The sequence below is a fragment of the Microbacterium sp. WCS2018Hpa-23 genome (assembly GCF_031843845.1).
GTDB lineage: Bacteria > Actinomycetota > Actinomycetes > Actinomycetales > Microbacteriaceae > Microbacterium.
Genome location: NZ_JAVTIZ010000011.1, coordinates 122655 through 141732, shown reverse-complemented (window position 1 = coordinate 141732; position 19078 = coordinate 122655). Strand labels below are relative to the sequence as shown.

17 protein-coding genes and 1 tRNA gene are annotated in these 19078 nt (G+C 68.2%); 13 read left to right on the top strand and 5 right to left on the bottom strand.

Annotated features, from left to right (window positions below; all coding sequences use genetic code 11):
* The 5 genes from RQG77_RS17590 to RQG77_RS17570 all read left to right on the top strand — a co-directional run.
* Positions 1–775 (top strand): ATP-binding cassette domain-containing protein (locus RQG77_RS17590; RefSeq protein ID WP_311245884.1); only part of this gene is annotated, 775 nt, incomplete at its 5' end.
* Between the two features lie 123 nt (positions 776–898).
* Positions 899–2719, top strand: coding sequence for a Na+/H+ antiporter (locus RQG77_RS17585; RefSeq protein WP_311245883.1), 1821 nt, complete (start codon positions 899–901; stop codon positions 2717–2719).
* A gap of 91 nt (positions 2720–2810) precedes the next feature.
* Positions 2811–3731: a MetQ/NlpA family ABC transporter substrate-binding protein gene (locus RQG77_RS17580; protein ID WP_311245882.1), complete on the top strand. Its 921-nt coding sequence runs from the start codon at positions 2811–2813 to the stop codon at positions 3729–3731.
* A 99-nt stretch (positions 3732–3830) separates the two neighbouring features.
* On the top strand, positions 3831–4874 hold the full coding sequence (locus tag RQG77_RS17575) for a methionine ABC transporter ATP-binding protein (protein ID WP_311245881.1): 1044 nt from the start codon (positions 3831–3833) through the stop codon (positions 4872–4874).
* Positions 4874–5533 (top strand): methionine ABC transporter permease, encoded by a 660-nt coding sequence (locus tag RQG77_RS17570; RefSeq protein ID WP_311245880.1) that lies wholly within the window; start codon positions 4874–4876, stop codon positions 5531–5533. The genes RQG77_RS17575 and RQG77_RS17570 overlap by 1 nt, the downstream gene beginning before the upstream one ends.
* On the opposite strand, the gene RQG77_RS17565 is transcribed toward RQG77_RS17570, so the two are convergent.
* Positions 5520–6443: a pseudouridine synthase gene (locus RQG77_RS17565; protein ID WP_311245889.1), complete on the bottom strand. Its 924-nt coding sequence runs from the start codon at positions 6441–6443 to the stop codon at positions 5520–5522. The two genes, RQG77_RS17570 and RQG77_RS17565, sit on opposite strands and share 14 nt — an antisense overlap.
* A gap of 18 nt (positions 6444–6461) precedes the next feature.
* Complete coding sequence (locus RQG77_RS17560) at positions 6462–6956, bottom strand: MarR family winged helix-turn-helix transcriptional regulator (protein ID WP_056513455.1); 495 nt, start codon at positions 6954–6956, stop codon at positions 6462–6464.
* A gap of 71 nt (positions 6957–7027) precedes the next feature.
* On the opposite strand from RQG77_RS17560, the gene RQG77_RS17555 reads away from it, so the two are divergent.
* The 6 genes from RQG77_RS17555 to RQG77_RS17530 all read left to right on the top strand — a co-directional run bounded on the left by RQG77_RS17555 (position 7028) and on the right by RQG77_RS17530 (position 12619).
* A tRNA-Gln gene (locus RQG77_RS17555) sits at positions 7028–7099 on the top strand.
* A 1-nt stretch (position 7100) separates the two neighbouring features.
* Positions 7101–8531, top strand: a complete 1431-nt coding sequence (glmU, locus tag RQG77_RS17550; RefSeq protein ID WP_056513451.1) for a bifunctional UDP-N-acetylglucosamine diphosphorylase/glucosamine-1-phosphate N-acetyltransferase GlmU — start codon at positions 7101–7103, stop codon at positions 8529–8531.
* A 9-nt stretch (positions 8532–8540) separates the two neighbouring features.
* Complete coding sequence (locus RQG77_RS17545; protein ID WP_311245879.1) at positions 8541–9575, top strand: ribose-phosphate diphosphokinase; 1035 nt, start codon at positions 8541–8543, stop codon at positions 9573–9575.
* Positions 9576–9660: 85 nt separating this feature from the next.
* The gene (locus RQG77_RS17540) at positions 9661–10128 is read left to right on the top strand and encodes a hypothetical protein (RefSeq protein ID WP_311245878.1); all 468 of its coding nucleotides are present in this window, start codon (positions 9661–9663) and stop codon (positions 10126–10128) included.
* A gap of 16 nt (positions 10129–10144) precedes the next feature.
* Positions 10145–11017 (top strand): FAD:protein FMN transferase, encoded by an 873-nt coding sequence (locus RQG77_RS17535; RefSeq protein WP_311245877.1) that lies wholly within the window; start codon positions 10145–10147, stop codon positions 11015–11017.
* 27 nt (positions 11018–11044) lie between these two features.
* On the top strand, positions 11045–12619 hold the full coding sequence (locus RQG77_RS17530) for a flavodoxin reductase (protein ID WP_311245876.1): 1575 nt from the start codon (positions 11045–11047) through the stop codon (positions 12617–12619).
* 206 nt (positions 12620–12825) lie between these two features.
* On the opposite strand, the gene RQG77_RS17525 is transcribed toward RQG77_RS17530, so the two are convergent.
* Together RQG77_RS17525 and RQG77_RS17520 are read right to left on the bottom strand one after the other, a co-directional pair.
* On the bottom strand, positions 12826–14307 hold the full coding sequence (locus RQG77_RS17525; protein ID WP_311245875.1) for an ATP-binding protein: 1482 nt from the start codon (positions 14305–14307) through the stop codon (positions 12826–12828).
* 26 nt (positions 14308–14333) lie between these two features.
* A complete protein-coding gene (locus RQG77_RS17520) occupies positions 14334–15062 on the bottom strand; it encodes a response regulator transcription factor (protein ID WP_311245874.1) in 729 nt (242 codons plus the stop codon).
* Positions 15063–15225: 163 nt separating this feature from the next.
* Here RQG77_RS17520 and RQG77_RS17515 point away from each other — a divergent pair, with 163 nt between their 5' ends.
* The gene (locus tag RQG77_RS17515; protein ID WP_311245873.1) at positions 15226–16698 is read left to right on the top strand and encodes an FtsX-like permease family protein; all 1473 of its coding nucleotides are present in this window, start codon (positions 15226–15228) and stop codon (positions 16696–16698) included.
* Positions 16699–16738: 40 nt separating this feature from the next.
* Positions 16739–17464 (top strand): ABC transporter ATP-binding protein, encoded by a 726-nt coding sequence (locus RQG77_RS17510; protein ID WP_311245872.1) that lies wholly within the window; start codon positions 16739–16741, stop codon positions 17462–17464.
* Positions 17465–17520: 56 nt separating this feature from the next.
* Here the strand turns inward: RQG77_RS17510 and gndA are convergent, their stop codons facing one another.
* Positions 17521–18969: an NADP-dependent phosphogluconate dehydrogenase gene (gndA, locus tag RQG77_RS17505; protein ID WP_311245871.1), complete on the bottom strand. Its 1449-nt coding sequence runs from the start codon at positions 18967–18969 to the stop codon at positions 17521–17523.
* Between the last annotated feature and the right edge of the window lie 109 nt (positions 18970–19078).

Here is a 19078-nt window from a genome sequence, read left to right as displayed (position 1 = left end):
CCCCCCCCCCCCCCCCACGACCGTGAAGGTGAAGACCCTCACCCAGCGCCTCGACGAACTCGAGGACGTGCGACGCGAGCCGGTACGTGTCGTGATCTCGCGGCTGCGCACGTCCTACACGATGGGCGCAGGATCCAAGGCGCAGGAGCTCACCCCCGGGCAGCTGCTCGAGCGCCTGGGCTTCGACTCCGCGCAGCTCTCGACCCCGGTGAAGGACCTCTCGGGTGGTCAGCAGCGCCGCCTCCAGCTGCTGCTCGTGCTCCTCGACCAGCCGAACGTGCTGATCCTCGACGAGCCGACCAACGATCTCGACACCGACATGCTCGCGGCTATCGAGGACCTGCTCGACTCGTGGTCGGGGACCCTGCTGGTCGTCAGCCACGACCGGTACTTCCTCGAGCGCGTGACGGATCAGCAGTTCGCGATCCTCGACGGGCACCTGCGACACCTTCCGGGAGGAGTCGACGAGTACCTGCGCCTGCGTCAGCTGCAGACCTCGGCGCCCGGCAAGTCGCAGACCGCCGTCAACACCGAGAAGAAGGCCCCCAGCCTCGACGGTGCCGCCCTGCGCGCAGCGCAGAAGGAGGTCGCGTCGCTGGAGCGTCGCATCCAGAAGCTCACCCAGCAGGTCGACAAGGCGAAGACCGCTCTCGCGGATCATGACCAGGCGGACTTCGCGGGCCTCGGCGACAAGATGAAGGCGATCAGCGATCAGCAGGCCGAGATCGAGGAGCTCGAACTCCGCTGGTTCGAGCTGACCGAGGAACTCGACTGAACTGACCCCTCGCGATCCTGCCTCCGTGGGAATACGGTGGCAGTGCCATGCGCTGTGCTCTGGGCGGGGTTCGATGCCATCCGGGATCGCACAGTGTGATCCTGCGGTACCCGGGAGGTTCACATGGAAGGACTCGAGGTCACCGTCCTGATCGGACTCACGATCCTGGTGGGGACGCTGCTCGCGCCGAGAGTGCGGCTCGCACTGCCCCTGGTGCTCGTCATCATCGGCCTGCTGCTCGGCTTCGTGCCGCAGCTGCGTGAGATCCAGCTCCCGCCCGAGACCGTGCTGCTGCTCTTCCTCCCGGTGATGCTGTTCTGGGAGAGCCTGACGACGTCGCTGCGCTCGATCCGCCGCGACTTCCGCTACAACCTGCCGATGAGCACGGTGCTGGTCGTCGCATCCGCCTTCGCCGTCGCGGGTGTCGGACTGCTGTTCGGGATGCCGTGGGAGACCGCCCTGATCCTCGGTGCCGCGGTCGCCCCGCCGGATGCCACAGCCGTCGCAGCGCTCGGCCGGCTGCTGCCGCGTCGAATGTTCATGAAGCTCAAGGCCGAGAGCCTGACCAACGACGGCACCGCGCTCGTGCTCTACGCGATCGCGGTATCGCTGGCACTCGGTGGCAGCATCACTCCGCTGTCGGTGACGATGTCGGTGCTCACCTCGTATGTCGGAGGAATCGCGGCCGGCGTCGTGATCGCGGCCCTCGGATACCTGCTGCTGCGCCGCACCTCGTCGACGATCGTCATCAACGTCGCACTCCTGCTGATTCCCTTCTCGTCCTTCCTCCTCGCCGAGATCGTGCACGCGTCCGGCGTGCTGGCAGTCGTCGTCGCCGGACTCATCGTCGCGTACGTCTCGCCACGAGTGACCACGGCTTCGTCGCGCAGGCAGGCCGACGCGGCCTGGCCGTTCGGCGTCTTCCTGCTCAACGGAGCCCTGTTCGTGCTGATCGGGCTCGAGGTGCAGTTCGTCGCGCATGAGATCTCCGCCGCGGCGATCGGACGCCTCGTGCTCATCACGCTGGGCGTGTGGGTGACGCTGCTGGTCGTGCGCTACCTCTTCCAGGTCGTGAACATCCTCTTCCAGCGCAGGACGGTTCCTCGCCCGTCGGCCGGTGCGCGAGCACGCTCGATGGCGGTGTCGACCGTCGCGGGAATGCGGGGAGCCGTGTCCCTCGCGATCGCGCTGTCCGTGCCCGCCGCGAGCGCGACCGAAGGCGAGATCGCCGGCCGCGACGAGATCGTCTTCGTCACTGCGGGTGTGATCCTGTTGAGCCTGCTCGTGCAGGGGCCGCTGCTGCCGGCGATCGTCCGCTGGGCCCGCTTCCCGGTCGATCACAGGGAGGACGAGGAGTACGAGCTCGCCGAACGTGCGATCTCGGGTGCGGCGCTCGCGGCCCTCGACGACCTCGCCGCAGAGCACGGCGTCGGGCAGGAGATCCGCGACAAGGTGCGCGCCGAGGGCTACCAGATGCTCGAGTTCTCGAATGCGCGGGCGCTGGCCCGTGAACAGGCGATCGTGGACGCTGAGGCGCAGGCGCTCGACGTGCTGCTCGACGAGCCGGATCCGCTCGGCAGCGGGAACACGATGTCCGAGGCTGCCGGCGACGGCGGGCCGGGGGACGGCGGATCGGATGCGGCGCAGACGGTGCTGCGTCTGCCGGATGCCACTCGCATCGACGCCGACGGTCAGGGCCCCGAAGGCGAGGTCAGGACCCTGCAGATGCTCGCGACCTCGGTCGACGTCGACGTCATGCAGCGCTCGCCGCTGCTGCGGCACGAAGAGCACACGCGTCTCAAGCTCGCTCTCATCGACCGCAAGCGCGAGGTGCTTCTGGGGCTCCGCCGAGAGGGAACCGTCGACGATCTCGTCGTGCGCCGGATCTCGGCGCGGCTCGACCTCGAACAGGTGCGTCTGCAGGGCATCGAGGAGTACGACTGAGAGCTGTGACGCTCTGTGACACTCGATTGTCGCGTGCGGTGTCGCGCTGCCTAACGTATTCGAGTCCCCCAAGAGAGGAACCCGAACACTCATGTCCATCACAGCATCCCGTCGGACCACATCCGTCATCGCCGCGCTCGCCGCGGTCCCGCTCTTCGTCGCGCTCGCAGGCTGCGCGACGGCATCCTCCGACGCCGGCTCCGGCGGCGGTGACTCCGAGAACGAGACCGTCAAGATCGGCGTCGTCGGCAAGGGAGACGCACAGTGGGCTCCTTTCGTCGAGGCAGCCGCTGACGAGGGCATCACGGTCGAGCTCGTCGACTTCGGCTCGTACGAGCAGCCGAACCCCGCACTGACCGAGGGCGAGATCGACCTCAACCAGTTCCAGCACATCGTGTACCTGGCCGAATACAACAGCGCTTCGGGCTCCGACCTGACCCCGGTCGGCTCGACTGCGATCTACCCGCTGGGCCTGTACTCGAAGAAGTACGACGACGTCGACAGCATCGCCGAGGGCGAGACCGTCGCCGTTCCGGATGACGCGTCGAACCAGGCACGCGCACTCCTCGTGCTGCAGTCGGCCGGTCTCATCGAGCTCAAGAGCGGCGGAACGATCTTCTCAGACCTCGCCGATGTCGACACTGACAAGTCCAAGGTGAAGGTCACGGCCCTCGAGGCCGCCCTGATCCCCACGTCGCTGCCCGATGTCGCCGCGGCGATCATCAACAACGACTTCGTCGAGGACTCCGGTCTGACCTTCGACGACGCGATCGCGCAGGACGACCCGGAGGACCCGAACGCGCTGCCGTACGTGAACATCTTCGCGTCGCGCGCCGAGGACGCCGACAACGAGACGTACCTCAAGCTCGTCGAGATCTTCCAGACGAACGAGGACGTGCAGGCCGGTCTGATCGAGTCGTCGGGTGACACCGCGGTTCCGCTGCAGACTCCGGTCGAGGACCTCGTCGCCTCGCTGAAGAAGGTCCAGGAGGACACCGAGGCCAAGAAGTAGGACGACCGGGTGCAAGACACCCCCGTCCGATGAGGGAGAATCGGGTGGCGCTTCGTGCGTCACCCGATTCTTCGTTCCCGAAGCAGACCGGAGCACCACATGCCGATCGTCACCCTGACGAACGTCTCGAAGACCTACCCCTCCCGCACCCGTGAAGACGCCGAGGTCGTGGCCGTCGACGACGTCACCCTCTCGATCGAGAAGGGCGATGTCTTCGGCATCATCGGATATTCCGGCGCGGGCAAGTCGACCCTCGTGCGGCTGATCAACGCGCTCGAACCCGCGACCGGCGGCACCATCACGGTCGACGACGTGGACATCACCTCTCTCAAAGAGAGCGAGCTGCGCAAGGTCCGCGGGGGGATCGGCATGATCTTCCAGCAGTTCAACCTGTTCGCCTCGCGCAGCGTCAAGGCGAACATCGCGTACCCGCTCAAGCTCGCCGGCTGGTCGAAGGCCGACATCGAGACGCGGGTCGCCGAGCTCCTCACCTTCGTCGGCCTGGCAGACAAGGCCAAGGCCTACCCCGAGCAGCTCTCCGGCGGTCAGAAGCAGCGCGTAGGCATCGCCCGCGCCTTGGCCACGGGTCCTGCCATCCTGCTCGCCGACGAGGCCACCAGCGCCCTCGACCCGCAGACCACGCACGAGGTGCTGGATCTGCTCAAGCGCGTCAACCGGGAGCAGGGTGTCACGATCGTCGTGATCACCCACGAGATGGACGTCATCCAGACGATCGCCACCAAGGTCGCGGTCATGGAGAACGGTCGCGTGATCGAGCAGGGCGATGTCTTCGATGTCTTCTCCGCCCCGCAGAACCCCGCGTCGCAGCGCTTCGTCGGCACGGTCGTGAAGGGCATCCCCTCGCCGTCCGAGCTCGGCGTGCTGCGCGAGCGGCACCGAGGCCGGCTCGTCACCTTCTCGTTCCGCGACGGCGACTCGTCGCAGGCACAGGTGTTCCTCGACCTCGCCGGCGCCGGGCTCGACTTCGAGCTCGTGTACGGCGGGATCAACGACATCCGCGGGAGGGCCTTCGGCCACCTCACGCTCGCGATCCGCGGCGAGAGCGCCGTGATCGACCGCACGCTGGGGGAGATCTCGCAGCGGGTCGAAGTCACCGAGATCGCCGGAGAGGAGGCGCGCTGATGGATCGTCTGAACGAACTGTGGCCCGAATTCTGGAAGGCCGCGCTCGAGACCCTCTACATGACGTCGTTCGCACTCGTGCTCGGCGGCATCCTCGGCCTCGCGATCGGTGTCATCCTCTACGTCACCCGCCCCGGCGGGCTCGCGCAGAACCGGCCCGTCTCGGTGATCGCGAACCTCGCGGTGAACTTCTTCCGCCCGATCCCGTTCGTGATCTTCATGGCCGTCGCGCAGCCCTTCGCCCGTGTGGTGGTCGGCACCGGCATCGGCACCACGGCCGGTGCGTTCATCATCGGTCTCGCCGCAGCCTTCGCGATCGGCCGCATCGTCGAGCAGCACCTCGTGTCCGTCTCGCCGGGAGTCATCGAGGCCGCCCGCGCGATGGGCGCAGGCCCCTGGCGCATCCTCTTCACCGTGGCGATCCCCGAATCCCTCGGACCGCTGATCCTCGGGTACACGTTCATCGTCGTCGCACTCATCGACATGACCGCGATGGCCGGCCTCATCGGCGGCGGCGGTCTCGGAGCATTCGCGCAGATCTACGGCTTCCGTCAGTTCGAACCGCTCGTGATGTGGGCCGCGATCGTGCTGATCGTGGTGTTCGTGCACCTCGTGCAGATGCTCGGCACGCGGCTCGCGCGCAAGATCATGCGTCGCTGACGGGCGCTTCCTGCAGCGTGCGCGTCGTGGAGAACACCCTCGGCGCGCCGCTCAGCGGATCCACGAAGTGCAGCTCACGCGCGAGCAGCTGCATGGGGTGATCGAAGTCGTCGGGACGCTCGCCGCGCAGCTCGGGGTAGAACGGGTCGTTCAGGATGCCCAGGCCGAGAGCTGCGAGGTGCACCCGCAGCTGATGCATCTTGCCGCTGTGCGGGCGCAGCAGTGTGTGCACGACGCGCTCGTCGGCATCGATCACCTCGATCGCCGTCTCGGCGTTCGGCTCCCGTTCGTCGTCGACCTGGACCTTGAGCTCGTTGCGCAGCTTCACGATGTGGTTGCGGTAGACGAGGGGGAACTGCGACGCATCCCAGTCGGCCGGCCGTGCGGAGACCGCCTCGTAGACCTTCTGCACCTGCCGGGTCTCGAACAGCAGCTGGTACGGCCCTCTCGTGGCCGGCCGCGCCGAGAACATCAGCACCCCGGCGGTCGCCCGGTCGAGGCGGTGGATGGGCGCGAGCTCGTCGTTGCCGAGCAGGTTGCGGAGGCGGATCAGCGCCGAGTTCTGCAGGAACTTGCCGCCGGGGATGGTCGGCAGGAAGTGCGGCTTGTCGATGACCACCAGGTCGTCGTCCTGATGGATGACCTCGATCTCGACGGGAAGTCGGGTCTCGACGGGAGGATCACGGTAGTACCAGATGAACTCCTCGACGCCCAGGGGAGTGTCCCGAGCCAGGGGAGTGCCGTCGCGGGCCACGATCTCACCGCGGTCGAAACGGCTGAGCAGGCCTTCGGGATCGAGGTGGAAGAAGCGGTCGATCATGTAGGCGCCCACGGTGGGCCAGTCGCCGCTCATCGGGACGTGCAGACGCGTGGCGCCGACGCCGTCGCGCACAGGAAGAGGGGAGAGCATCGCCATGTCGTCAGTCCCTCACGCGTCGAAACTGAGGCTCAGCTTGCGCAGCAGCGCGGCGAGGCGGTCACGATCGCCTTTGGAGAGGGCCTGGAGCAGGTCGTCCTCGACGTCGACGAGGCGCGTGATCGCGGCATCCACCCTGATCCGCCCGTCATCCGTGAGCGTGACGAGCACGCTGCGGCCGTCGGCCGGGTCGCCCTCGCGTCGCACGAAACGGCGCCCGACCAGCCGGTCGATGCGGTTGGTCATGGTGCCGCTCGACACCAGTGTCTGCTGAAGCAGCTGCTTGGGGGAGAGCTGGAACGGTGCCCCGGCGCGGCGCAGCGCCGACAGCACATCCCATTCCCAGGCCTCGAGGTCGCTGCGGCGGAACACGTCGCGCCGGGCACGGTCGAGCAGTCGCGTCAGCCGGTCCATCCGAGAGAGGACCTCGAGGGGTGAGAAGTCGAGGTCGGGGCGCTGGGTGTTCCAGGCGCCGACGATCCGATCAACCTCATCAGCCTCAGTCATCCGTCCATTATCGCCGGTAGCACGCAGGCGGACGTGGCAGACTTGACCCGCGGCTCCCTCGAGGGCCGCGGTCCGCCGTGGTGTAATGGCAGCACGACAGCCTTTGGAGCTGTTAGGTCTAGGTTCGAGTCCTGGCGGCGGAGCATGACTGGGAACAATCTCGCGATCATCATCCTCGCCGCAGGCCAGGGCACCCGCATGCGCTCGCGCTTGCCCAAGGTGCTGCACCCGATCGGGGGGCGACCGCTCGTCGGACACGTCCTCACGACCGCCGGCCGGCTCGAGGCCTCTCACGTCGAGGTCGTCGTGCGGCACGAGCGCGACCAGGTGATCGCTGCTCTCGAAGCGGACTACCCGGATGCCGTGTTCATCGATCAGGACGAGGTGCCAGGCACCGGACGCGCCGTGCAGGTCGCGGTCGACGCTCTTCCCGCATCCTTCGACGGCGACGTCCTCGTGCTCTCGGGCGACTGCCCGCTGGCGGATGCAGACACGCTGCGTTCCTTCCTCGACGCCCACCGCGAGGCGGATGCCGAGGCGACCCTGATGACCGCGGTCGTCGACGACCCGAACGGCTACGGCCGCGTCATCCGCGATGCCGAGGGCGGCGTCGACCGCATCGTCGAGCAGAAGGATGCCAGCGCCGATGAGGCCGCGGTTCGCGAGATCAACGCGGGCATGTACGTGTTCCGCGTCGGTACGCTCCGCAAGTACCTCCCGTCTGTGGGCGTCGACAACGCGCAGGGCGAGATGTACCTGACGGACGTCCCCGGACTCCTCCGTCGCGACGGCAGTCGTGTCGCGGCATCCGTGGTGTCGGACGTCACCGTGACCTACGGCGTGAACGACCGGGCGCAGCTCGCCGAGGTCGGCCGACTGCTCAACCGCCGCATCGTCCGCCGCTGGCAGCTGGAGGGCGTGACGGTGATCGACCCGGCGACGACGTGGATCGACGACGACGCGACGCTCGCACCCGACGTCACGATCCTGCCGAACACCCACATCCTGCGGGCCACGACGATCGCCGAGGGCGCCATCGTCGGACCCGACACGACGCTCGTCGACTGCGAGGTGGGCGAGGATGCGATCGTCCGTCGCACCGATGCCACGCTCGCCGTGATCGGCGCGGAGGCCACGGTCGGCCCCTTCTCGTTCCTCCGCCCGGGGACGGTGCTCGGAGCGCGAGGCAAGATCGGCGCCTACGTCGAGACGAAGAACGCCGAGATCGGCGAGGGCAGCAAGGTGCCGCACCTGTCGTACGTCGGCGACGCGACCATCGGGCGCGGCGTCAACCTCGGCGCGAGCACCATCACCGCGAACTACGACGATGTGAACAAGCACCGCACCGTGGTCGAGGACGAGGTGCACACCGGGTCGCACACGACCCTCGTCGCGCCCGTTAGGCTGGGAGCCGGCGCCAAGACAGGTGCCGGCGCCACGGTCCGCAAGGACGTTCCCGCCGGTTCCCTTGCCATGAGCGTCGCCCCTCAGCGCAACATCGAGGGTTGGGTCGAGAAGAACAGGGCAGGCACGGGCGCGGCAGACGCCGCAGCCCGATCCCGAGTGGCGGAATAGGCGAAAACGATGGCGCGCAAGAAGAAGACTGTCGATCTGGACCGGGACAACGGCATCGCCCCCGGACTCGTCGCCAAGACCAAGAAGCGGCTCGTGGTCGCGGGAGGGCGTTCCCACCCCGAGCTCACCGCCGCGGTCGCCGCGTCGCTGGGCACCGAGGTCGTGCCCACCGAGCACCGCACGTTCGCGTCGGGGGAGATCTACGCGCGGTTCGACGTCTCGATCCGCGGCTGCGACCTGTTCCTGATCCAGACCTTCGGCGAGCCGGTCAACGAGTGGCTCATGGAAGCGCTCATCATGATCGACGCCGCGAAGCGGGCATCGGCCAAGCGCATCACGGTCGTCGCGCCGTACTATCCGTATTCGCGACAGGACAAGAAGGGCCGCGGCCGCGAGCCGATCAGCGCCCGATTGGTGTCCGATCTGCTGAAGACCGCCGGCGCAGACCGCGTGATGAGCGTCGACCTGCACGCCGCGCAGATCCAGGGCTTCTTCGACGGTCCCGTCGACCACCTGTTCGCCAAGCCCGTGCTTCTGGAGTACTTCCAGCGCACGCTGAGCCCTGAGGACCGCAAGATCCTCACCGTCGTCTCGCCCGACATGGGCCGTGTCCGCGTCGCAGACACCTGGTCGGACAGCCTCGGCGCCCCGCTGGCGATCATCCACAAGCGCCGCGACCCGAAGGTCGCCAACCAGGTCTCGGTGCACGAGATCGTCGGAGCGGTCGAGGGACGCACCTGCCTCCTGGTCGACGACATGATCGACACCGGTGGCACGATCGTGAAGGCGGCGCAGGCGCTCAAGGCGAACGGCGCGCACCGTGTGATCGTCGCCGCGACCCATGCGATCTTCAGCGACCCGGCCTCCGAGCGCCTGCAGGACGCCTCGATCGATGAGGTCGTCATCACCGACACGATCCCGCTGACCGAGTCGCGTCGCTGGGACAAGCTGACGATCCTCCCGATCGCTCCGCTGCTCGCCCGCGCCATCCATGAGGTCTTCGAAGACGGATCCGTCACGAGCATGTTCGGCGGCGACGCGTAAGCGACTCATATATCGGGCACAGCGCGCGCATAGATGCTGTCCCTACGGTCGAATCAACACATCGATCAAGGCCGGGAGGACCATCATGATCCGCACGACTGTACCGACTTCTGTTCGCAAGGGCGCAGCCCTCGCCGGCGTCGCAGGACTCCTCGTCCTCGCGGGATGCTCCGGCACCGCTGACGCCGAAGACCAGTCCACCGACACCGGGACCGACACGAGCACCGAATCGACCGACTCGGGAGCGTCGACCGGCGACTACAGCGACGGCACCTACACGGCCGACGGCTCGTACCAGACACCCGAGACGGTCGAGTCGATCAGCGTGACGCTCACGCTCGCCGACGGCGTCGTCACCGAGGTCGAGGTGACCGGCGACCCGCAGGCGCGCGAGAGCGAGCAGTACCAGGGGCAGTTCATCGAGGGCATCTCGGATGAGGTCGTGGGCAAGTCGCTCGATGAGCTGAACGTCAGCCGCGTCGCCGGCTCATCGCTCACCAGCGGTGGTTTCAACGAGGCCGTCGAGTCGATCAAGGAGCAGGCCGCCGCCTGAGGCGCCTGACACGGCGATGGCGATCTGGCGCTTCGACGCGATCGGCACGACCTGGGAGATCGAGACATCCGACGAGCTCGGCACGGACGAACGAGAGCTCGTCGGCGCCGAGATCGAGCGCTTCGACCGGGAGTGGTCGCGGTTCCGTGAGGACTCCGCGGTCGCCCGCGTGGGACGTGACGGCGGATCGATCTCGTCGCCGGATGCCGAGGCGATGCTCGACGCCTACCTCGACCTTTCGAACGCGACCGCAGGAGCGGTGAACCCGCTCGTCGCAGAGAGCCTCGCGGCACTCGGCTATGACGCGTCGTACTCGCTCATCGCGCGCGATCCGATCGCCGCCCCGGATGACTGGACCGATCGCCTCCGGTGGACGGAGAGTGAGGCGACGGCATCCTCCCCGTTGCTCCTCGACGTGGGCGCGCTCGGCAAAGGGCGTCTCGTCGACATCGTGACCGACGCACTCGCCGGTGTGCCCGGTGACCTCGTCGTCGACGCGGGCGGTGACATGAGGGTCCGCGGAGACGCGGTGCGGGTCGGCCTCGAGCATCCGTACGATGCGAGCAAGGCGATCGGCGTGATCGAACTGCAGGATGCGGCGCTGTGCGCCTCGGCGGTCAATCGCCGCGCGTGGGGCGATGGCCTGCACCACGTGCTCGACGCCCGCACCGGAGTTCCCGTGCGCACGTGGGCTGCCACGTGGGCGATCGCCCCCGACGCGATGCGAGCGGATGCCGTCGCCACCGCCCTGTTCTTCGACGGCGGCCCCGAGCTCGCAGCGTCGTGGGGCGTCGAGTGGGTGCGCATGACGACCGACGGACGCGCGGAGCGTTCTCCCGGCTGCACCGCACAGCTCTTCACCACGCAGCTGTTCACCACCCGCCGATGAGGCATCGAAGTAGGGAAGAGTAGACCCGTGATCACCTCCATCACCGCCCTGCGCCAGCGCGTGCTGGCGCTGCTCGGCGGCATCTCGATGTACCGCCTGGTGCTGTTCGCACTCCTGACGCTCGCGCTCATCGCTCTCGTGCTCTCGGCGTTCGGCGTGATCGTCTCGCCGACACCGCTCGAGATCATCGCCTCGTTCGTCGTGCTCGCGGTCGTGATCTCGCTCGTGGATGCGGCGGCGCAGCGCATCCTGCGCCTGCCCTGGCGCATCGAGTCGTCGCTCGTCACCGCGCTGATCCTCCTCTTCGTCCTGCGCCCCGGGATCGAAGCGACAGCGCTGCTGGGGCTCGCGATCGCGGGAGCCGTGGCGAGCCTGTCGAAGTATCTGATCGCCTGGCGCGGGCGACACATACTCAACCCGGCGGCGTTCGGCGCCGCCGTGGTGTCGATCCTCGGTTCCTTCGGAGCCTTCGAGTGGCTCGGCACGTCGTCGTCATGGTGGGTCGGAACGCCATCGCTCTTCATCCCCGTCGCGATCCTGGGGCTCGCCGTGCTGTGGCGCACCGAGAAGGTGCGGATCGTCGTGATCTTCCTCGTCGTCGCGGTCGCGGTGTCGGTGCTGCGGCAGGCGGTGCAGGCGCAGGAGTTCGCGATCTCCTTCGAGTTCGGCTCCGCTCTCTCGTTCGCCGTGCTGCAGTCGCCCTTCCTGTTCCTCGGGGCGTTCATGCTGTCGGAGCCGCTGACCCTGCCGCCTCGTCGCTGGCAGCAGTTCTCCGTGGCCGCTCTCGTCGGCGTGCTCGCCGGGTGGCCGATCGAGGTCGCCGGGCTCTTCACCCTCGGCCAGGAGCGCGCGCTGCTCATCGGCAACCTGCTCGCCTTCGCCTTCGCGGTGCGGGGTTCAGTGCGCCTCGTGCTCGAGAAGCGCCGGTTCATCACCCCCACGGCACAGGAGCTCACCTTCCGCGCGAAGGGCAGGGTCCGCTTCCTCCCTGGCCAGTATCTGGAGCTGGACGTGCCGCATCACCGGCCGGATGCGCGAGGTACCCGCCGCGAGTTCAGCATCGTCTCGGCACCGGCCGACCTCCCGACGCTGCGCATCGCGTACAAGGACGGCGATCAGAAGCATCCGTCGAGCTACAAGCGTGCGCTGGCCGCCGCAGAGCCCGGATCCGCGCTCGCGGTGACCGGGACCTGGGGAGACTTCCTGCTGCCACGCGCCGAGACTCCGGTGCTGATGGTGGCGGCCGGTATCGGTGTGACGCCGTTCGTGTCGCAGCTGCGGCAGCTGCAGCTGACGGGGCAGCAGCGTGACGTCGTGCTCGTCTACGTCGCATCCGACAGCTCGGAGCTCGCGTTCCGCGACGAACTCGCCGCGACCGGTGCTCGTGTCGTCGTCTTCACCCGTGACGAGCCGGCCGATCTTCCCGCACACTGGGCATGGGCGCAGGGCGCTCGGCTCGATGCCGCGGGCCTGGAGCGGTACGTTCCCGACCTCGGCGCGCGGCACTCGTTCATATCCGGCCCGCCGCGCCTGATCGCCGATCTCGCCCCGGCCCTGCAGAAGGCCCGCTCTCTCACGACCGACGCCTTCGCCGGCTACTGAGTCGAGCACAGTCCGGTTCCGGTCCGGAGTGGGACCGGGGTCACTCCCGCACCGCGACTCCGTGCGGAACTCCCGTGCGGGGTCACTCTCGCACCGGGACTCCATGCGGGGTCGCTTTCGCGCCGGAACTCCCATGCGGGGTCGCTTTCGCACGGCAACCGCCGGGTCCCCATGCGTCAGCGGCCCCGCTTGGGCGGGCCGCGCGATCAGCCCGCGACGTCGGTCGCCGCGGGCTGGGCCGGGTTGATCGGGATGCGGACGGTGAACGTCGTGTCTCCCGGCTCGCTCGACACGGTGATGTGGCCGCCGTGTCCTTCGACGATCGCCTTCGCGATGGCGAGGCCGAGGCCCGTGCCACCGGTCTGGCGGGCGCGGGAGCTGTCGCCGCGTGCGAAGCGGGCGAAGAGCTCATCCCGCACGCCGGGGTCGATTCCGGGGCCGTCGTCGTGCACGCGGAGCACGGCCTCGTCGCCCTCGCGGCTCACGCTGAGCGTGATCGAGGTGCCCGCCGGGGTGTGGGTCCGCGCATTGGCGAGGAGGTTCGCCACGACCTGGTGCATCCGTCCGGCGTCACCGATGATGACGATCGGCTCTTCGGGCGCCTCGATTTTCCAGTGATGATCCGCCGCGGTCGGGCGCGCATCCGACAGCCCCTCCAGGGCGAGCTGCGTGAGGTCGACGGTCCCGTGCACCAGCTCTCGGCCCTCGTCGAGGCGGGCGAGAAGCAGCAGATCCTCGACCAGGCTCGTCATCCGCAGCGACTGGGCCTGGATGCGCTCGAGCGAGGTCGTGGTGCCCTCGATCGCCGCCTCTCCGCCCTGCTGCTTCAGAGCGCGCAGCGACAGCTCGGAGTATCCGCGGATGGAGGACAGCGGCGTGCGCAGCTCGTGGCTCGCATCGGCGACGAACCGGCGCATCCGCTCCTCGTTCTTCTGGCGGGATGCCAGCGAGGTGTTCACATGGTCGAGGAGAGTGTTGAGGGATGCGCCGACCAGGCCGGTCTCGGTACGAGGATCGGCCTCGGAGGCCGGTACGCGCTCGGTGATCTGGACCTCACCGCGATCCAGCGGCTGGTTGGCGACGCGGGTGGCGGTCGCCGCGACGGCTCTGAGGGGTCTCAGCCCGACGCGGATAGTGATGGCCGTCGTAAGCGCGAGGAGGATCAATCCGCCGATGGTCGCCAGAGCGATCACGGTGAGAAGAGTCGCCAACTGGTTCTGGATCTCGGTGCGGGGCAGGCCCGTCACGACGTTCACTCCGTTGGGGGCCTGCCTCACGACGACGAGATACGAACCGAAGTCGTCCAAGGTCACGGTAGCGCTCGCGCGCCCGCCGAGCGCCGCATCGATGCGGTCGAGGTCGGCGCTCGTCAGTGTCTGAGACACTCCACTCCACTGTCCCTTCGTGTCGGGGAAGACGACCCCGCCGGTGCCGCCTTCGGAGCTGGACACGGCGAGCAGAATGCCGGGCACAGGGTTTGTGCCCTCGACGACATAGTCGATGGTCGCGATCTGGGCCGGCACCCGGCTCACCAGCTTCGCGACGTCGAGGGAATAGCCGTTCAGTCGATCTTCCAGTTGGCGTTCCAGGGTCGCGCCGAGCGTCGCACTGGTGATGACGGCGACGATCACGAGGATGAGCGAGACGAAGCCGATCACGGCTGTCATCAGCCGCGTCTGCAGGCTCATCGGCCGCCGAGTCATCCTCGTCGAGCTCACTGGGGCGCCTTGATCATGTAGCCGACACCTCGCACGGTGTGCAGCAGCGGGGTGCGTCCTGCATCGATCTTCTTGCGGAGGTACGAGATGTACAGCTCGACCACCGAGGACTTGCCGCCGAAGTCGTAGCTCCAGACGCGGTCGAGGATCTGCGCCTTCGACAGCACTCGGCGCTCGTTGCGCATGAGGTAGCGGAGCAGCTCGAACTCGGTCGCCGTCAGCTCGATCTCGGTGCCGTCGCGCACGACCTCGTGGCTGTCCTCGTTGAGGGAGAGGTCGGCGACGCGCAGGATCGACTGGCCGTCATCGGCTGTCGCGTGCCCGGTGCGCCGGATGATGGCGCGCAGGCGCGCGATGACCTCTTCGAGGCTGAAGGGCTTCGTGACGTAGTCGTCTCCTCCGGCGGTGAGCCCGGCGACACGGTCGCCGACGGCATCCTTCGCGGTGAGGAAGAGCACGGGCACGAGGCTGCCGGACTCACGAAGGCGGCGTAGGACAGCCATGCCGTCGAGGTCGGGCATCATGATGTCGAGCACCAGGGCATCCGGTTCGAACTCGCGCGCGACCTGAAGGGCTTCGAGACCGGACGATGCGGTGCGCACCTCCCAGCCCTCCATGCGCAGCGCCATCGCCAGCAGGTCGGTGAGCATCTGCTCGTCGTCGACGGCGAGGATGCGCAGGGGTGAGCCGTCGGGGCGGCGCAGTTCGGGGAGATCGGTGCTCATGAGTACATTCTGCGGAATCTCCTATGGGGTTTCTATGGAGAACGTTATGCGTCTCCTGTGAGATGCGCGGCGCATAGGTTTCTCATCGCTCCTCCCTCGATCTCGCAAAACCGCGCTCCCTAGCGTCGTCCTTGCCCGCGAACGGCGCGGCCTAAGGAGACAGATGTACGGGACATATCTACGGCGAGAGTTGGCGGGCCGCAAGAAGCAGACGTGGATCGTCGCGATCGGACTCGCGATCGCGATCGCTCTGGTGATCATCGTCAACGCCCTCACGGCGGGAGTGCGCGATGCGCAGGCACAGGCTCTGGAGTCGGTGTACGGAGTCGGCACCGATCTCACAGTGACCGGTGCCGCGGCGGAACCGGGGGAGGGCGGCGGGCAGCGCTTCGACTTCGGATCAGACGACGGAGCCACCGAGGGCGACACGACCACTCTCAGCCAGTCGACGCTGATGACGGACTTCATGCGCGGGACGCTCGAGTCGACCGTGCTCGACACCGTCACCTCCACTGAGGGTGTGACCGCAGCATCCGCGGCACTGAGCCTCACCAACTCGACATTCTCGGGCGAGCTTCCGAGCGACGGCTTCGGCGCGCAGGACGGCACGACCGAGGGAACCGCACCGACCGAGGGCCAGGCTCCGCCGCAGGGCGGAACGGACGGCGCCGGCGGCGGATCGTTCGGCGTCGACTCGTTCACCGTTCTCGGGATCGACCCGGCCGTGACCTCCGTGGGGCCGCTCGCCTCCGTCGCGATCAGTGACGGTCGCACTCTCGACACCGATGACGCCGGGGCGCTCGTCGCCCTCGTCGACGCCACCTACGCGACCACGAACGAGATCGCGGTCGGCGACACCATCGATGTCGCCGGTTCCGATGTCGAGGTCGTCGGGGTCGTGGCCTCCACCTCCGACTCCGCCGACACCGCGGCGAACGTGTACCTGCCTCTCGACACCGCACAGGAGCTCTCCGGCGCCGGCGATGTCATCTCGACCGTGTACGTGCAGGCGGAGTCCGCATCGTCGATCGATGCGGTGCAGGCCGCCCTCGCGGACGAGCTCCCCGACGCGACGATCACATCGCAGTCCGAGCTGGCCTCGACCGTCTCGGGTTCGCTGTCCAGCGCGACGTCGCTGATCACGAACCTCGGCACCTGGCTGTCGATCATCGTGCTCGCGGTGGCCGTGCTGCTCTCGGTGCTGCTGACCCTTTCCGGCGTCTCCCGCCGCACCCGCGAGTTCGGCACGCTCAAGGCGATCGGCTGGTCGAACGGGCGCGTCGTGCGCCAGGTCGCCGGTGAGTCCATGGTCCAGGGGCTGATCGGAGGCGCCGTGGGACTGGCGCTGGGGATCGCCGGGATCGTCATCATCAACCTCGTGAAGCCGACGGTCGCCGCGGCTGTCGCGGGCAACGCGGAAGGCGGCCCCGGGGGCATGGGCGGCGGCCCGACGGGAGGAGGCGGCATGTTCCAGACCCAGCAGGCGGCCGACATCGTGCTGCAGGCTCCGTTCACCCCGTGGGTGCTGGTCGCCGCAGTCGGTCTCGCGGTGCTCGGCGGCCTCGTGGCCGGAGCGTTCGGAGGCTGGCGCGCTGCGCGCCTCAGCCCGGCAGAAGCCCTGCGATCCGTCGCCTGACGGACTCGCGAACACACGTCGCAGACAAGGAGAAACGGACATGACCATCGCAGATATCGCTCCGGCCGCGAACGGCACGGATGCCACGGCACCGCTGTACCGCGCACAGGATGTCACGCGCACCTACACGCAGAAGGGGCGCACGGTGAAGGCCCTCACGGGCGTGGATCTCACGATCCACCCCGGTGAGTTCGTCACCATCCAGGGGCCGACGGGCGGGGGCAAATCGACTCTGCTGCAGATGCTCGGCGCGCTCGACAACCCCTCGTCCGGATCGCTGAAGCTCGGTGAGATCGAGCTGGCCTCGGCATCCGCGCGCGAGCTCAGTCGCATCCGCGCGGAGGAGATCGGCTTCGTCTTCCAGGGGTTCAACCTGATCCCCACGCTGACGGCGGCCGAGAACGTGAACATGGCTCTCGAGCCGACCGCCCTGAGCCGCACCGAGCGCGCGACTCGGGTCGCCGAGGCCCTCGATCACGTCGGGCTCGCCGACCGCGGCGATCACCTGCCCACCGAGCTGTCGGGCGGTCAGCAGCAGCGTGTGGCGATCGCGCGCGCGATCGTGAAGCGGCCTCGCGTGCTGCTCGCGGATGAGCCGACGGGCAACCTCGACGAGAGCATGCGCGATGAGATCCTCGCGCTGCTCGAGGGGCTGTGCGCGGAGGGGATCACCATGATCGTCGTTACGCACGACTCGGCGGTCGCCCGCCGGGCCACCAGGCGCCTGCGGCTCGCGAAGGGGACGGTGCAGGACATCACCCGATGAGACATGACGAAGGCCCCGGCGGAATCGCCGGGGCCTTCGTCATGTGCGGGACGCGCTCAGTGCGTGTCTTCTGCTTCGATCTCGGTACGGTCGCCCGACCACTGGGTGTGGAACGTGCCCGGCTTGTCGATGCGCTTGTAGGTGTGCGCACCGAAGAAGTCGCGCTGTCCCTGGACGAGGGCGGCGGGCAGGCGGTCGGCGCGGATGCCGTCGTAGTACGACAGCGACGACGAGAACGCCGGAGCCGGGATGCCGGCCTGTGCCGCCGCGACCACGACGCGACGCCACGGCGCCTGCGCGCGTGTGATCGCCTCGGTGAAGTACGGAGCCGTCAGCAGCACGGGAAGACCGGGCTCTGCCGCGTATGCATCGGCGATGCGGTTGAGGAACTGCGCACGGATGATGCAGCCGCCGCGCCAGATCTTGCTGATGGCGCCCAGGTCGATGTTCCAGCCGTATTCGGCAGCGCCCGCGCGGATCTCGTCGAAGCCCTGCGAGTACGCGACGATCTTCGAGGCGTAGAGCGCGAGACGGACGTCCTCGATGAAAGCGGCCTCGTCGGCGACGACGAACTCCTCGTCCGGGCCCGGGAGAGCTCCGGCGACCTCGCGCTGCTCGGGGTGCGACGACAGCGAGCGGGCGAACGTGGCCTCGGCGATGCCGGAGACGGGAACGCCGAGCGACAGCGCGGTCTGGACGGTCCACGCGCCGGTGCCCTTGGCGCCGGCCTGGTCGAGGATGACGTCGACGAGGGGCTTGCCGGTCTCGGCATCCACCTGGCGGAGCACCTCTGCGGTGATCTCGATCAGGTAGGACTCGAGCTCGCCCTTGTTCCACTCGGCGAAGATCTCGGCGATCTCGGCGGGGGACTTGCCGGTGCCGCGGCGGATGAGGTCGTAGGCCTCGGCGATCAGCTGCATGTCGGCGTACTCGATACCGTTGTGCACCATCTTGACGAAGTGGCCGGCGCCGTCATGGCCGACGTGCGTGACGCACGGCTCGCCCTCGGCGACCGCGGCGATCGACTTGAGGATCGGGCCGAGGGTGATCCAGGACTCATCAGAGCCGCCGGGCATGATCGACGGGCCCGTGAGCGCGCCCTCTTCGCCGCCGGAGATGCCGGCGCCGACGAAGTTGATGCCGGTCTCGCGGACGGCCTTCTCGCGGCGAATGGTGTCGGGGAAGTAGGCGTTGCCACCGTCGACGATGATGTCGCCCGGTTCGAAGACCTCGACGAGCGAGTCGATCACGGCGTCGGTCGGGCCGCCGGCCTTGACCATGATGATCGCGGTGCGCGGCTTCTGCAGCGAGTCTGCGAACTCCTGGTACGTCTTGGCGGCGACGAAGCCGGCCTCAGGGTGCTCGGAGGTGAGGGTCTCGGTCTTCTCGTAGCTGCGGTTGAAGATCGCCACCGTGTTCCCCTCGCGGCTGGCGAGGTTGCGGGCGAGGTTCGACCCCATGACGGCGAGTCCGACGACTCCGATGTTCGCTGATGCTTCGGGCACAGATGGCTCCTAGATCGAGAAGAAAGGGATGCATCCAGATTATCGCGACGGCAGGGGTGCTTCTCCCGTGTGTCGCCGGAATGCGTTCTCGCGAGCGCGCGGTGATCGC

Excerpts from the sequence above, each read along its gene's own strand:
- RQG77_RS17585 (WP_311245883.1), top strand. The coding sequence starts at position 899 with ATGGAAGGACTCGAGGTCACCGTCCTGATCGGACTCACGATCCTGGTG.
- RQG77_RS17580 (WP_311245882.1), top strand. The coding sequence starts at position 2,811 with ATGTCCATCACAGCATCCCGTCGGACCACATCCGTCATCGCCGCGCTC.
- RQG77_RS17575 (WP_311245881.1), top strand. The coding sequence starts at position 3,831 with ATGCCGATCGTCACCCTGACGAACGTCTCGAAGACCTACCCCTCCCGC.
- RQG77_RS17570 (WP_311245880.1), top strand. The coding sequence starts at position 4,874 with ATGGATCGTCTGAACGAACTGTGGCCCGAATTCTGGAAGGCCGCGCTC.
- RQG77_RS17565 (WP_311245889.1), bottom strand. The coding sequence starts at position 6,443 with ATGCTCTCCCCTCTTCCTGTGCGCGACGGCGTCGGCGCCACGCGTCTG.
- RQG77_RS17560 (WP_056513455.1), bottom strand. The coding sequence starts at position 6,956 with ATGACTGAGGCTGATGAGGTTGATCGGATCGTCGGCGCCTGGAACACC.
- glmU (WP_056513451.1), top strand. The coding sequence starts at position 7,101 with ATGACTGGGAACAATCTCGCGATCATCATCCTCGCCGCAGGCCAGGGC.
- RQG77_RS17545 (WP_311245879.1), top strand. The coding sequence starts at position 8,541 with ATGGCGCGCAAGAAGAAGACTGTCGATCTGGACCGGGACAACGGCATC.
- RQG77_RS17540 (WP_311245878.1), top strand. The coding sequence starts at position 9,661 with ATGATCCGCACGACTGTACCGACTTCTGTTCGCAAGGGCGCAGCCCTC.
- RQG77_RS17535 (WP_311245877.1), top strand. The coding sequence starts at position 10,145 with ATGGCGATCTGGCGCTTCGACGCGATCGGCACGACCTGGGAGATCGAG.
- RQG77_RS17525 (WP_311245875.1), bottom strand. The coding sequence starts at position 14,307 with ATGAGCCTGCAGACGCGGCTGATGACAGCCGTGATCGGCTTCGTCTCG.
- RQG77_RS17520 (WP_311245874.1), bottom strand. The coding sequence starts at position 15,062 with ATGAGCACCGATCTCCCCGAACTGCGCCGCCCCGACGGCTCACCCCTG.
- RQG77_RS17515 (WP_311245873.1), top strand. The coding sequence starts at position 15,226 with ATGTACGGGACATATCTACGGCGAGAGTTGGCGGGCCGCAAGAAGCAG.
- RQG77_RS17510 (WP_311245872.1), top strand. The coding sequence starts at position 16,739 with ATGACCATCGCAGATATCGCTCCGGCCGCGAACGGCACGGATGCCACG.